Below are 12,763 nucleotides of genomic sequence, written 5' to 3'. Positions count from 1 at the left end.
GCTATTCTAGGTCTATTCTGTTCGTTTTTACACCGATTTATATGGGACAGCCCTGTGTTGACCCCCCTTCTCGCGACAGAGGCAAGAATCGAAAAATATGGCGAAAGGATAGCTATTTAGTACTAGCTATCCTTTTGATCCTATGGCGGCTGGAAGTTGTTATTTTAGCGGTTGATAGCGTTTTTAGTCATCAGAGGTTTGATGGCAAGCTGCAACACAGACACCGCTTTGCGTATCGTTTCTTGAGCAATAGCTGCGCCTTCTATTCACGCCCTGTAGTAGTCCAACTGGGGGGGCAGGTATTTTGGCAAATTCAAATGTTCATCGCCCGTCATAAGGTAAGTGACAAATCCGTAACTGGCGGCAGTATTAATCCAATTAATGCTCAAGCTCCGCGAACGGCTCGCCCACTATGAGCAACCCTTTGTCAGTTCAATATACAGCAGCCTAATAAGTAGCAGCGTCTACACTTTAGCAAGCGCAGAGAGATAGCACTTATTTAACTTGTGGTGTTTTATCCATTCCGCAAGTTTCTTTAGCAGCTTTATCCGGGCTGTCAAATCAAGTCATTCGCTGGGAGTCTATTTATGGCCAAGTCCAAGCGCCCACTGATTTCCATCAATCCATTAAATGGTGAGACTCTAAAAACTTACCGGGAGATGTCGAGAGAAGACATTGATAAGGCAATTGGTCGCGCCGATAAGGCCTTTGCAGGCTGGAGTCGCCAGAGTTTTAGTGAGCGGGCAATAATACTCAAGCGCGCCGGCAAACTGTTTGAGGAGCGTAACGAGGCGCTCAGCCGACTAATGGCCCAGGAGATGGGTAAGAAGATCAGTGATGGACAAGGTGAATTAGCACTTTGTGCTGAAATCTTTGAATATTACGCTGAAGAAGGTGAAAGAATTCTAGCACCGCAACATCTATCGACCCGTGAGGGGGAGGGCACTCTGATGTTCCAGCCTTTGGGGGTTGTCTATGGAATTCAACCATGGAACTTCCCCTTCTACCAGCCCGCGCGCTTTACTGCAGCCAACCTAATTGCCGGTAATGTCGTGCTCACCAAACATGCCTCTAATGTCCCCCAGTGTGCCGAGGCATTTGCACAATTGTTATTCGACGCGGGTGTGCCGGAAGGGGTTTACACCAATTTACCCATTACTTCCGGCGGTGCCGCGCCAATCATTGACGATGATCGCGTAAAGGGAATCTCATTTACGGGTAGTAATACCGCTGGCGCAATGGTGGCAGAACAGGCGGGTCGCAATGTAAAGAAAACGGTTATGGAACTGGGAGGTGTTGATCCATTTATCGTACTTGAAGATGCTGATATGGATTTGACGATACAGCGCTTTGTGGAGGGAAAGTTGGGAAACTGCGGCCAGATATGCCTGGCTGCAAAGAGAATCATACTGACTGAACCGATCGCTGAGGAATTTCTAGGGCGTGTGACCAAGTTATTTCAGTCATTGAAACCCGGTGACCCCCTAAAGGAAAATACCGACTACGGTCCTTTATGCACTGAAAAGGCTGCCGAGGAGCTGGAGGCGCAGGTGAATAAATCCGTTAAAGCGGGAGCCCAGTTGTTAGCGGGAGGGAGGCGCAACGGTGCGTTTATGGAGCCTGGTATTTTGACTGAAATACCCAAAGGTTCACCGGCGGCAGAGGAATAACTATTTGGCCCCATTGCTTGTGTCTGGGTAGTTCCCGATGAAGAGGCTGCAATTGAATTGGCCAACGACAGCCCCTTTGGCCTGGGTGGCTCTGTTTATACCCAGAACCGTGAAAGGGGACAGCGAGTGGCCGAAAAACTGGAATGTGGCACTGCCTTTGTGAATCATGTTGCTTCGAGCTATGCGAGTATGCCAATGGGCGGCGTGAAGAAATCCGGCTATGGGCGGGAATTAGGTGAATTGGGCATTAAAGAGTTTGTGAATCAAAAGCTAATTCGGTATTTTAACTAAAAATTCGGGGCTTTCCGTTAAAGTGCTCTGCACACAAAAAAACGCTTGTAAGGGGGGGGAAGTGAAAATATTTATCGCTGGAGCAAACGGTTCGATCGGTCAAATCCTGGTCGGTAAGCTGGTCGAGAGGGGCCACGAAGTAGCCGCCATGGTCCGCAAGGAATCACAGCTGGATGACTTGCGTAAAGTGGGGGCTCATCCCATTCTTGCAGATCTCACGGACAGAGAATCTCTGGATACTGCGGTGAGGGGGCAAGAACTGGTTATATTTGTTGCCGGGTCAAAGGGCAAAGCTTTGGAGTCGGTGGACCGGGATGGAGCCATTCATCTTTGTGACGCAACGAAAAATGCAGGCATAGTGCGTTTTATTCTTTTGAGTTCCATTTTTGCTGGGCGCCCACAACAAGGGCCAGAAAAACTGCAACCTTATCTAAAAGCCAAACAGGTAGCGGATGAATATGTGCAAAAAAGTGGTCTCGATTACACAATATTGCGGCCAGGCGCTCTTACTGATGCTGTGGGCACTGGGGCGATCAATATAGGTGATTCGTTTGAAGGACCTGGGGCGCAGATCAGCAGAACGGATGTGGCAGAGGTTATCGCCGCATCGCTGGTCGAACCCAAAACGGTCGGCGCGGTTTTTGAATTTATTGAAGGAAATACGCCGATTGCCCAGGCATTATCGCAACTGGAGTGATACTACCGACCTTTCTCTTATTAATTCAAGTAGCCAAACAGTGCCAACTGCAAATAAGACCAGCAGCTTCCAGTTCTGGGTAGAAATGCCTTTGAAGTGTTGTCTCGGGATATCCTGAGATTAGTTGATTTGAGTGTAAGGTGAAAAGCATGACCGCTATTGAGCGGTACAAAATGGAGCCTCTGGATAATCATGATAATATCGAGTGATACCTCAAGGCTTTTAGAGAATACTCGTGGTCAAATCTTACCTTCATGACAAACGCGAAGAGTGCTCCGCAAAAGTATGGGCTGGACGCTTCGTACCAACCCGGGTCCCGAGTATACTTAGTTTTCTTCTTGTAAGCGCTGCTATTTATCTGGCGGGATGCACAAAGATTAATGACATGGAACAGAGGCCTAAACAAGAGTATGTGATTGAACAAGAGAGGCTTATACCATTTACCCTACCCAGGGACCCACAACAATGGCAGTCCATCATTCAAAAGTTCATCCAAAAATCACACCATCAAATTGTAGTTTCTGTTACCTGTATTAAAGGAGAGACCTATTTTGCGCTCCCTCAGGGGGAAAGAATACCCGTTGTTGTTGATGATTTAGCATTGGGGATAGGCTTGTGTACAAGTTTTTATGTCACTGAGCCGAATCGCATCACCTGGGTATTGGCAACCCTTAAGGAGAATGAAATTTTTCCTGGATTCACATTCTCACCACAAAACGAAGAGCGGCTTACCATTCAGGCTCTGAGAGTCGCTGCCATGGAGGAAAAGACTCCCCCTAATATTTTCCGCGTGAAACAGTAACACCTTAATAATCAACTAAAACAAAGCCTTACACAACGTAGAGACTGATGGCTTCGGCTTAGTTCGCCTGTTTTCTGTCTTACCTCAGTGCCCAGGAAAGGGACCCAGTTGTCAAAACGCAACTGGGCTATAAATGATCAAGGTGGAAATCTTAGCGTTTGATCGATAGCTTGCTCACTGTTACACCGCTGTACTTCCAAGTGCTCAATCCCAACTCCATGGAGCTTGTTGCGGATCTGTTCCAGCGCTGCCTCATCCGTTAACCTTGGATGTCTGGTAAGGCGTACCTGCAAGGGAGTCTTGGCTTCTGCCAGTAGTTGTGCACACTGCCAGGGAGCGACACCACTCCCATCGACTCCGGTAATCGCGGGATAGTCCTCAGGCATGGCTTTGATGTCCAATCCCACCCAATCCAAGCTGGGAATCAGCCGGCTTAGTCTGCGAGGATAAATCCCCGCAGTATGTAATCCCACTTTAAACCCTAACTTACGGACCTGGGAGATAGCAGGCTCCAGGGCCCCCTGGGCGGTTGGCTCCCCGCCTGAAAACACAACTGCATCGAGCAGGCCGCGCCGACTGGCAAGAAATAACAAAATCTGCTCCCAGTCGTAGGCACTGGGAGCGCGAGCCGGTAGCAATTCACCGTTGTGACAATAGCGGCATCGCCAGGGGCAGCCCTGGCAGAATACCACTGCCGTTAACTCACCGGGGAAGTCGATCGCGGTAAACGGCGTAAACCCGCCGACACGCAGCTTTTCACTCATGCTTGTTTTAGCGCAACCGAATGGTTATCAGCCACGAAGAAGCGGCGCTCCCGATGTTCCGACTGCTTTCCCGGGTTCCAAAAGGATACCGGTCGGTGATAACCCATTACCCGGCTCCAAACTTCACAGCGGGTGCGGTCTTCATCTTTTAGTGCGATGTTAGGTTGTTGCATAGTCTCTCTCCTTGGAGGTTGGATTAACTGTCTGGTTAAGCGTTGCCGCAACAGGACTGCTCGCGCGCGAGTAGTGCCTCATCACAGCGGGGACAGTATTGATGTTCGCCACTCAGGTAGCCGTGTACCGGGCAAATGGAAAAGCTGGGGGTCACGGTGATATAGGGCAAACGGTAATTTTCCAGCGCGCGTCGCAGCAAACGCCGGCAACTATCGGCATCGGGCAGTTCCTCACCTAAATACAGGTGCAAGACAGTACCGCCGGTATAGCGGGATTGCAGTGATTCTTGTCTGGCCAGGGCTTCGAAGGGATCATCGGTAAAGCCAACGGGCAACTGGGATGAGTTAGTGTAATAGGGGGCTTCTGTGCTGCCGGCCTGAATAATCTCCTTAAAGCGCTTGCGGTCCTCACGCGCAAACCGATAAGTAGTACCCTCAGCTGGCGTAGCCTCAAGGTTGTAGAGGTGGCCCGTTTGCTCCTGGAATTCCGTCATGCGCAAACGAATATGGTCAAGTAGTTGCTCTGCCAGCTCTTTCCCCTGCTCGGTGACAACACTTTCATGGTCATTGCTGAAGTTCCGCAGCATTTCGTTAATGCCGTTGACTCCGATGGTGGAGAAGTGGTTGCGCAGAGTGCCCAGATAACGACGGGTGTACGGGAATAGACCAGCGTCCATATGACGTTGGATTACTTTACGCTTTACTTCCAGTGAGTCACGGGCAAGTACCAGTAGCTTATCCAGTTGGTTGAGTAGAAGTTCCCAGTTTCCTTTATAGAGATACCCGAGACGAGCGCAGTTAATTGTCACTACACCGAGAGAACCGGTTTGCTCGGCAGAGCCAAACAGTCCATTGCCTCGCTTTAACAGTTCGCGCAGGTCAAGCTGCAGCCGGCAACACATGGAGCGCACCATGTTTGGGCTCAGATCCGAGTTAATAAAGTTTTGGAAGTAGGGCAGGCCATAGCGTGCTGTCATTGCAAACAGCCGCTCGGCATTCTCACTTTCCCAAGGAAAGTCTTCACTGATATTGTAAGTCGGGATCGGGAAGGTAAAGACCCTGCCTCGTGCATCTCCCGCGCTCATCACTTCGATATAGGCACGATTGATCAGATCCATTTCTTCCTGCAGATCACCGTAGGTGAACGGCATTTCTTCTCCGGCAATAACCGGCACTTGCTCACGCAGGTCTTCGGGGCATACCCAATCAAATGTAAGGTTGGTAAATGGCGTTTGGGTACCCCAGCGGGATGGCACATTCAGGTTAAAAATCAGCTCCTGTATGCACTGGCGCACCGTGGCGTAATCCAATTGATCCTTGCGTATGAAGGGCGCGAGATAAGTATCGAAAGAGCTAAATGCTTGAGCGCCGGCCCACTCGTTTTGTAGCGTGCCGAGGAAGTTAACTATCTGGCCCACCGCACTTGTCAAATGAGCCGGCGGAGCCGATTCAACTTTACCATGAACTCCGTTTAACCCTTCGTGTAATAAAGTCCGTAACGACCAACCCGCACAGTATCCGGCCAACATGTCCAGGTCATGAATATGCAAGTCCCCATCTCGATGGGCCGCGCCAATTTCCGGTAAGTAGACATGGTTTAGCCAATAGTTGGCGATCATTTTGCCGGAACTATTCAGGATCAGTCCGCCCAGGGAGTAGCCCTGGTTCGCATTGGCAGCAACGCGCCAGTCCGCTTGCTCCAGGTACTCTTCGATTGAAGCGCCAACATCGACCAAAGTCTGTCGATCATTACGCATCTGCTCGTGACGCCCCCGATAGGCAATATAGGCTCGGGCGGTATCTATGTAGTCGAAGTTGATTAAAACCTGTTCGACAATATTTTGGATTTCTTCAATATCAATAGGACTGCCGCTGTCAAAGCGGTGGTTGATTACCTTTAATACCACCTGGGTAAGTCGCAGAGCTTCTTGCTGATCAAAGGAATCCGTCGCCTGGCCAGCACTCAGAAGTGCCAGGGTAATTCTTCGCGGGTCGAAAGCCAGCGTGCGGCCATCGCGCTTGCGTACGAGAAGATCGTTCAGAATCTCAGCTAAAGGGCGCTCTGGGGCTAGCGCAGCTTCGCTGTCCGGATTAGGGGGAGTTGTCATCGGCCTTCCTCACAGATTGTGGGAAAGGAGAATACCGAAGCATTAAAGTCGTCACTTGATCTGGATCACTACATATGGTGTTTGAATTATCAAAAACCACAACATATAGCGATTAAAATACATATCTTGAGCAAGGTACCTAACTCAACCGGGGGAGGAAAGTGGTCCATTTGGCGTATATCGCAGATAATTGGCACTTGCATGTGCCCGCATGTCTTTATCGAGGGCAGAGAAATTAGCTAAGCTGATCTCTCAGCCAGTTTAGAAATGCGGTAATCGTTTCATTGTTTTTATGTCGGCTGGGAACTAATGCATAGTATGTAAGTTCTCCAAATTCCCTCTCTTTCAAGTGATTCATGCACGGAACCAGCCATCTATTATTCAGGGCACTCCGTACAAGAAGTGAGCTGACCAGAGCTACCCCCTGGCCGGCCAGTGCCGCTTGTATTACATGGTGTTCCTGTGCAAATTGCCGTACAGAAACCTCACTGGCAGTAGTATTGAGTATAAGTTGCCAGTTAACGGGGGGTAGAGACTGATTAACCCATTTTGTCTCTAGAAGTTGCGCCTTACTAATATCTTTAATCTCTTCCAAATAGCCGGGTGTTGCATACAAACCGATCGATTCGTGAGCTAGCAGCACGGTATTTTTTTTATCTGGGTCATATTTTCCATAGCGAATAGCAACATCAATACGCCGGTCACGCTCTATATCAAGCACCTCCTCTCCAGTCATAACGGATATATCGATATTGGGATAGGTTTGATAAAAGCCATCAAGATTGGGAACCAGCCACATTGCGGCAAAACTTGAGGTGGTGCTGACTGTTAATGTTCTGTTTGAATCGGTAATTTCACTCACTGTTGCAGAGAGCTGCTGAAAAACTATCGAAGTGGTTTCTGCGAGTCGCAACCCATTATTGGTCAGCAGTACTGCGCGAGTTTTGCGTTCAAATAATGGCGCGCCCAGCGCTTCTTCGAGAGTCTTTATCTGATGTGAAACTGCTGTCGGGGTAATGAAGAGCTCCGCAGCTGCTTTCTTGAAGCTGCCCAGTCTTGCTGCTGTGTCAAAAACTTTCAGGGAATTGAGAGAGGGGAGGTTGGGATACACGAGCAAACCTGACTTATAGATGAGTTAAATTCATCTATAGACAAAGATAACTCAATTGTCAAGAGTTGCTTGTGGCGCCATCATAGAACCACCTCCTAACGATTGAACAAAGGTTCTAAAGCGTGAAAACACTACTTCATATTGATGCCAGCGCCCAGCAAATCAGCGATATTGCTATACCGGAAGACAGTGAAAACATACCCCGGCACAGCTCCATTTCCAAAGCGATAGCCACTTCTTTTATCCGCTGCTGGCGCCAGCAAAAACCCCAAGATAAAGTTATCCATGGGGATGTTGGAATCAACCCTCCCGGCTTTATCAACCAGGCATGGATAGCAGCCGTATTTACGCCGGATGACAAGCGCAGTGAAGCACAGAGAACCTTGGTGGCACTGTCAGATACCTTGATTGAAGAGGTCGATCAGGCCGACGTTATTGTGATGTCCTCATCAATGTATAACTACGGTATGCCGGCCGCTCTCAAATCCTGGTTCGATCAAATTATACGCATCAATAAAACCTTTACCTTCGACCTGACCCGTGGGGATTACCCTCTTGAGCCGAAAATGTCTGGAAAAACACTTGTACTGATTACTTCTGCCGGTGAGTTTGGTTTCGCAGTGGGGGGCATTAGGGAAAAGATGAATCACCTGGGGCCACATATTCAAACCCTAAGCCATTATTTGGGCGTAGAGGAGTTCCATGAAATTAATGTCGAGTTTCAGGAGTTTGGCGACCAACGACATCAGAATTCAATACGGGAGGCTTTGGCTCAAAGTACAACTCTGGCCGTACAATTAACAAGCAATCTCTAGCTCCCAACGCCCCCCAATCATAGGCTCCCAAATCTTAAGGCTGTGTAGCATAAGAGGGAGTCAGATTTGCCGGTTATACTGCCACTTTCCGGACCCATTGACCTCTCTGTATTTACTTAGCATGCCGTCATATATAAAAATGCTCATTACTTCTATTTGGCCTGAAAAATTTGGGCGTTACAGAGAGACTGAGGAACCAAATAACCCTAGAGAAGTTGTTTCAGTTTCCGGAATAACAGGTTGAAAGTTATGGATAAGAATTTAAAGCTATTGGTATTGGACCAGCTATACGATGAAGATAAGGATATCAAGGCGAGTATTGATGCGATTAAAGCTATGCAATTTCAAGAGCTGATCTATGGAGCGGCTCGAAAATATGATTGGTATGACTTAATCCCGGAGGTAGCCGAGAGATTAGAGGCAATAGAATTACCAGATGAAAAGTTAGTCAAAGTAAAATTCTTATCAGGGGAAGCACTTGATATTCATTTCATGGTAATGCCCAACTGGGATGGTGAGGGCGATGAGTTTAAGCTTAAGTCTTTTGAGGGAATCGACAGACTCACCAGCCTTAAGGAAATCGAGTGTGTAGATTTTGAAGGCGTTGAAAAGCAGGATCTTTTACTAAAGCTACAGCTTAAAGAGATCGATGAATCCTACTGTGAATTGGATGAGGACGTTAGAGAGCGGCTTATTGAAATGGGAGTGAGACTTAGCTAAGGAATCCCTGCCTGAGCCGATGATGCAACAAAGACCTTTTAACACCATTAACACTGAGCCGGTGACAGTTTATGTATTTGAATACCCTGGAAGAACTGATAAGCCTGCTCTTAAAATCCAATAATGAACATTGGGCAGACTGGTTCAATGAAGTAAAAAAGCTATATGAACAGGGGGAAAAATCTAAATCCTATGCTAAAGCCCTCGGTGCCTATGGGGGTATGGGTAGCTTCAACGATGTTTTCTGGGACCTTCCCAAGAAAGAATTTGACCGGTTGGAATTTCTAAAAGGCCAAATCTGGAACTATGCAAAAAAGCACTCTTGATTCCTTTATTAGTACGATTCCCATCACCATAGGCTGAAATCGAAAAGTATGACAAGTCTTAGAGATCTGGCAAAGAATGGTAGACTCGGTGCCGTGTATTTCACGATGCATGCAGAAAGAGTCAAAGAAATACTGGGAGCCCCCTGTGAAACCGGTGGTGGTTCAAACAAGTATAAATGGGAAAATATTTGGTTGTATGGGGATGTAGAGCTGGGTTTTGAGCGAGAGTCAAGAGAACTTTGGCATATTGCGATTCCTTTTTATAGCGAGGGAACCCCCACACCGCGGTCCGGATCAATTTCCAATTTTGACCCCTGGATTTTCCGGCAAGGACTTTTGCTGGAGGAGTTCTTGAGCGAGTGCAACGCTGAAGGAATCAAGGTAAAAGAATTAACTAAATCCCTATCAATGGATGAGGCAGTCAAAGTATTTTTAACCGAGGGTGGTATGCACTTGGTATTTGAAGGTTCCGATAGCACCCAAGAATATTGTCTCGGTAAGTTGGTCGCATCAGAAATAGAATTGGTTTAACAGTAGACGGGGCAATGCCAGAATGGCTCTTCACAATAGTTTACAAAAATGCGCTAGAACAAGGGTTAGTACGTGAACCAAAGCCGATGGTTGAATTTAATGAAAGGGGCCAAGCTCCCGGGCTCTATCCCATGTTTTGAGAAGTTAATCGCCGCTTACTCAGAAGGGCATAGGTATTACCATACCGGCCACCATATTGACGCAATGCTTCGCCATCTAGACCAAGTATCCGATCTTGCCGAGCATCCTTATGAAGTAGAGCTGGCCATCTGGTTCCACGATGCCATTTACAAGCCTTTTTCATCAAACAATGAGGAATATAGCGCACTATGGGCCAGGGAGTTTCTACTAAATGCCGGCTACAATCCACGGAGTACCGAGAGAGTCTACCAGTTGATCATGGCAACGTGCAACAGTCACGCGCCTGCCAGCATTGACGAGAAATTAATCATCGACATTGACCTAACAATACTGGGGGCCAGCGAAGAAACTTTCGACGCATACGAAACTCAGGTACGTAAAGAGTACCGGCTGGTGCCTTTAATGATTTACCAAAAAAAAACGCAACAAGCTGTTAAAGGATTTCCTGTGTCAGGATAGGCTTTATCACACAGAATATTTCCATGATCAATTTGACAAGCGCGCGAGAGCCAATATTGAAAGAAGTTTACAGTCTTGAGTTGAACGTAATACATAAAGCCTACAGCATTGTAGTCGCTGAAGATTGAGCTGATGGCTTTGAAGCTTACCAGGGTGAAATCGTATCAAACTGTTTGGTCAAAGATCGATGGCCACACGACTTTGTGTTCCCCTGAACTTTCCTAATGTTCGGAAGTTGATATAGTATCCCTAGCATAAAGTGACCCTTTGTTAAGTAGGCAGCAATGATAATTCAATTACCGTTACGTTTGATTCACAGCTACTGGATCACACTGACACTTATTTTTTTAGGCATCATTACAGCCTTGTCTTTGTACCCGCTACAGACATTACCCAGTGTACCCGGTAGCGATAAAACACACCACTTGATTGCTTACAGTGCACTTATGTTTCCCGTCGCTTTGCGTAAGCCTAATTACTGGTGGCTGATTGGAGTGTTTTTTGTGCTGTGGAGTGGCGGCATTGAACTGCTCCAGCCCTATGTCAATCGCGCGTGTGAGTGGCTGGATTTCGCAGCCAATTCCACGGGGGTACTCTGCGGTGCATTCTGCGCACAGATCGCAGGGCGGATAATCCGAAAGGACTAAAGCGGGTTCCAGAATTGCTTCAGGCCAGCAGATAGCTGGTCAGTGTTGCTACACACTTGGGGTTGCCAGTGTTCCGGGTATGGCTGCCAATAAAAAGGCTCCGCAAAACGGGGGGCGATCAACAGAATCACGCCTTGATCTGATTCGGAGCGGATAACCCTACCGGCAGTCTGCAGCACGCGGGTCACCCCCGGTTAGCGATAGGCGATATCAAATCCATACGCGGGGAGCTTGTAGTATTGGCTATTTGACAAAATCGGGGGGAATATTGCACGAAGCCCACCCAACCTTTTGATAAAAATAGGTTTTTTGTTGAGCCAAGTACAGTGAGATGGAGGGTGAGATGTACAGGGGGTCAAAGTTAGGTGGTTGCGAGCTACGTATGGAGTTTGATGTTTCGCATTTCCTGGAGGGTTGCCAAGAAGGCTGGTCCCTGTAGCTGTTCATCAAAGTTACCTAGCATATTGATATGCTCCCAACTGATAACTGATCCATTAGAAATGCCGTCTGCTATTGATTGGCGCCGTTCAGCGTCATCGATGGAAAGCAAGTAATCAGACAAGAAGAGATAGTTCCAAGCAATCACAATATTCTGAAGTATTGTGCTGCAAAGCAAGACTCTATCAATCTCTTCTTTTGAACCAACATATAACCGTTTACCCCTGCCGTGAAAAATCGACCTTGACAAGCCTTGTCCCAGTTCGATTCGACTGAGATGCTTTTCAATTACTTGGCGCAATTCTAGATCATCTACGTAAGTCAATATAAAATGTGTTTTTAGTAGTCGACCAAATTCTTTAACGGCTCGATACAATTCAGTATCTCTTGAGCTTGATGATAGTTTTCGAAAAATATCACTTGCGGAGACATAGTTCATCTTGATGCTGGCCATTAGCCGCAAAATGTCATCCCAACGCCTAATAATGAGTTTTCTATTGAGCTTGGTCTTTGGTCCGATTCGAAACTTACTATTCTTTTTTAGTGATTCATTTTTATAAGCGTATAGTGTTTGTCCTTGTACCGATTTTATTCTCGGGGCAAAAGTTACCCCAAGAAAATGTAAGCCAGCAAATATCGCTTCTGTATATCCATGCGTATCTGTAGAATGGAAATGATTATCCTTCTTTAATTTGGTTTCTGGGTAAAGAGTACGCTTGGATTCAGCTATTCCGGCTAGCATGTATGGAGCTTCGCGCTCTGAAGATGTTAGAACGTTGACATTAAAGAAAATCTGCTGGTCATCGATAAATGTGTTTGCACTAATTCCTTTATCTTTTCCGTAGTATTTATACGAAAAATTTGCCATCAGTGAGTCTACGGCCACTACAATCTTACGGCCATCACTAGAAGTGTGCAGCCTCCCGTCGTCACCAGAATATACTTTTGGAAGTGACAAGCTCTTAATAAGATATATTATATTCTCGTTTATTTTCTTTAAATTACTTACAGAAAAGGAGTTATAACCGAATCTGGTGTTTGAGGGTTTGAAAGAAAGTAGCGTATCTGGT

The 12,763-nt window shown here is 47.1% G+C and carries 15 protein-coding genes and 1 pseudogene; 10 read left to right on the top strand and 6 right to left on the bottom strand.

Features of this window, described 5'->3' with window-relative positions:
* From MO867_RS17785 to MO867_RS17770, 4 genes and pseudogenes are all read left to right on the top strand, one after another.
* Positions 1-416: hypothetical protein (locus MO867_RS17785; RefSeq protein ID WP_252471655.1), on the top strand; the 416-nt coding region annotated here is incomplete at its 5' end.
* 171 nt (positions 417-587) lie between these two features.
* Positions 588-1,961, top strand: a pseudogene (locus tag MO867_RS17780) (NAD-dependent succinate-semialdehyde dehydrogenase).
* Positions 1,962-2,022: 61 nt separating this feature from the next.
* Complete coding sequence (locus MO867_RS17775) at positions 2,023-2,658, top strand: SDR family oxidoreductase (RefSeq protein WP_252471653.1); 636 nt, start codon at positions 2,023-2,025, stop codon at positions 2,656-2,658.
* Between the two features lie 235 nt (positions 2,659-2,893).
* On the top strand, positions 2,894-3,460 hold the full coding sequence (locus tag MO867_RS17770) for a hypothetical protein (RefSeq protein ID WP_252471651.1): 567 nt from the start codon (positions 2,894-2,896) through the stop codon (positions 3,458-3,460).
* 137 nt (positions 3,461-3,597) lie between these two features.
* Here MO867_RS17770 and MO867_RS17765 read toward each other — a convergent pair whose 3' ends face one another.
* The 4 genes from MO867_RS17765 to MO867_RS17750 form a co-directional block, all read right to left on the bottom strand.
* Positions 3,598-4,224, bottom strand: coding sequence for an anaerobic ribonucleoside-triphosphate reductase activating protein (locus tag MO867_RS17765; RefSeq protein ID WP_252471649.1), 627 nt, complete (start codon positions 4,222-4,224; stop codon positions 3,598-3,600).
* Positions 4,221-4,397, bottom strand: coding sequence for an anaerobic ribonucleoside-triphosphate reductase (gene nrdD / locus MO867_RS17760; protein ID WP_252471647.1), 177 nt, complete (start codon positions 4,395-4,397; stop codon positions 4,221-4,223). The genes MO867_RS17765 and nrdD overlap by 4 nt, the downstream gene beginning before the upstream one ends.
* Positions 4,398-4,432: 35 nt before the next feature.
* On the bottom strand, positions 4,433-6,505 hold the full coding sequence (locus tag MO867_RS17755) for a ribonucleoside triphosphate reductase (protein ID WP_252471645.1): 2,073 nt from the start codon (positions 6,503-6,505) through the stop codon (positions 4,433-4,435).
* Positions 6,506-6,740: 235 nt separating this feature from the next.
* On the bottom strand, positions 6,741-7,616 hold the full coding sequence (locus MO867_RS17750; protein WP_252471643.1) for a LysR substrate-binding domain-containing protein: 876 nt from the start codon (positions 7,614-7,616) through the stop codon (positions 6,741-6,743).
* 122 nt (positions 7,617-7,738) lie between these two features.
* Here MO867_RS17750 and MO867_RS17745 point away from each other — a divergent pair, with 122 nt between their 5' ends.
* The 6 genes from MO867_RS17745 (at position 7,739) to MO867_RS17720 (ending at position 11,255) form a co-directional block, all read left to right on the top strand.
* Positions 7,739-8,431: an FMN-dependent NADH-azoreductase gene (locus MO867_RS17745; protein ID WP_252471642.1), complete on the top strand. Its 693-nt coding sequence runs from the start codon at positions 7,739-7,741 to the stop codon at positions 8,429-8,431.
* 249 nt (positions 8,432-8,680) lie between these two features.
* On the top strand, positions 8,681-9,151 hold the full coding sequence (locus tag MO867_RS17740) for a DUF6892 domain-containing protein (RefSeq protein ID WP_252471640.1): 471 nt from the start codon (positions 8,681-8,683) through the stop codon (positions 9,149-9,151).
* A 71-nt stretch (positions 9,152-9,222) separates the two neighbouring features.
* On the top strand, positions 9,223-9,477 hold the full coding sequence (locus MO867_RS17735) for a DUF6966 domain-containing protein (RefSeq protein WP_252471638.1): 255 nt from the start codon (positions 9,223-9,225) through the stop codon (positions 9,475-9,477).
* 48 nt (positions 9,478-9,525) lie between these two features.
* Positions 9,526-10,008: a hypothetical protein gene (locus tag MO867_RS17730; RefSeq protein WP_252471636.1), complete on the top strand. Its 483-nt coding sequence runs from the start codon at positions 9,526-9,528 to the stop codon at positions 10,006-10,008.
* Between the two features lie 72 nt (positions 10,009-10,080).
* Entirely contained in the window at positions 10,081-10,608 is a 528-nt protein-coding gene (locus tag MO867_RS17725) for an HD domain-containing protein (RefSeq protein ID WP_252471634.1), read from the top strand.
* Positions 10,609-10,892: 284 nt separating this feature from the next.
* Complete coding sequence (locus MO867_RS17720) at positions 10,893-11,255, top strand: VanZ family protein (protein ID WP_252471632.1); 363 nt, start codon at positions 10,893-10,895, stop codon at positions 11,253-11,255.
* On the opposite strand, the gene MO867_RS17715 is transcribed toward MO867_RS17720, so the two are convergent.
* Both MO867_RS17715 and MO867_RS17710 read right to left on the bottom strand, forming a co-directional pair.
* On the bottom strand, positions 11,252-11,434 hold the full coding sequence (locus MO867_RS17715; protein WP_309143315.1) for a helicase C-terminal domain-containing protein: 183 nt from the start codon (positions 11,432-11,434) through the stop codon (positions 11,252-11,254). The genes MO867_RS17720 and MO867_RS17715 overlap by 4 nt on opposite strands.
* 197 nt (positions 11,435-11,631) lie before the next feature.
* On the bottom strand, positions 11,632-12,763 hold a 1,132-nt coding region (locus MO867_RS17710), incomplete at its 5' end, for a Tn3 family transposase (RefSeq protein ID WP_252471630.1).

Origin of the sequence: Microbulbifer okhotskensis, assembly GCF_023895975.1 — a bacterium.
Taxonomy (GTDB): Bacteria; Pseudomonadota; Gammaproteobacteria; order Pseudomonadales; family Cellvibrionaceae; genus Microbulbifer; species Microbulbifer okhotskensis.
This window is presented reverse-complemented; position numbering and strand designations above follow the sequence as displayed.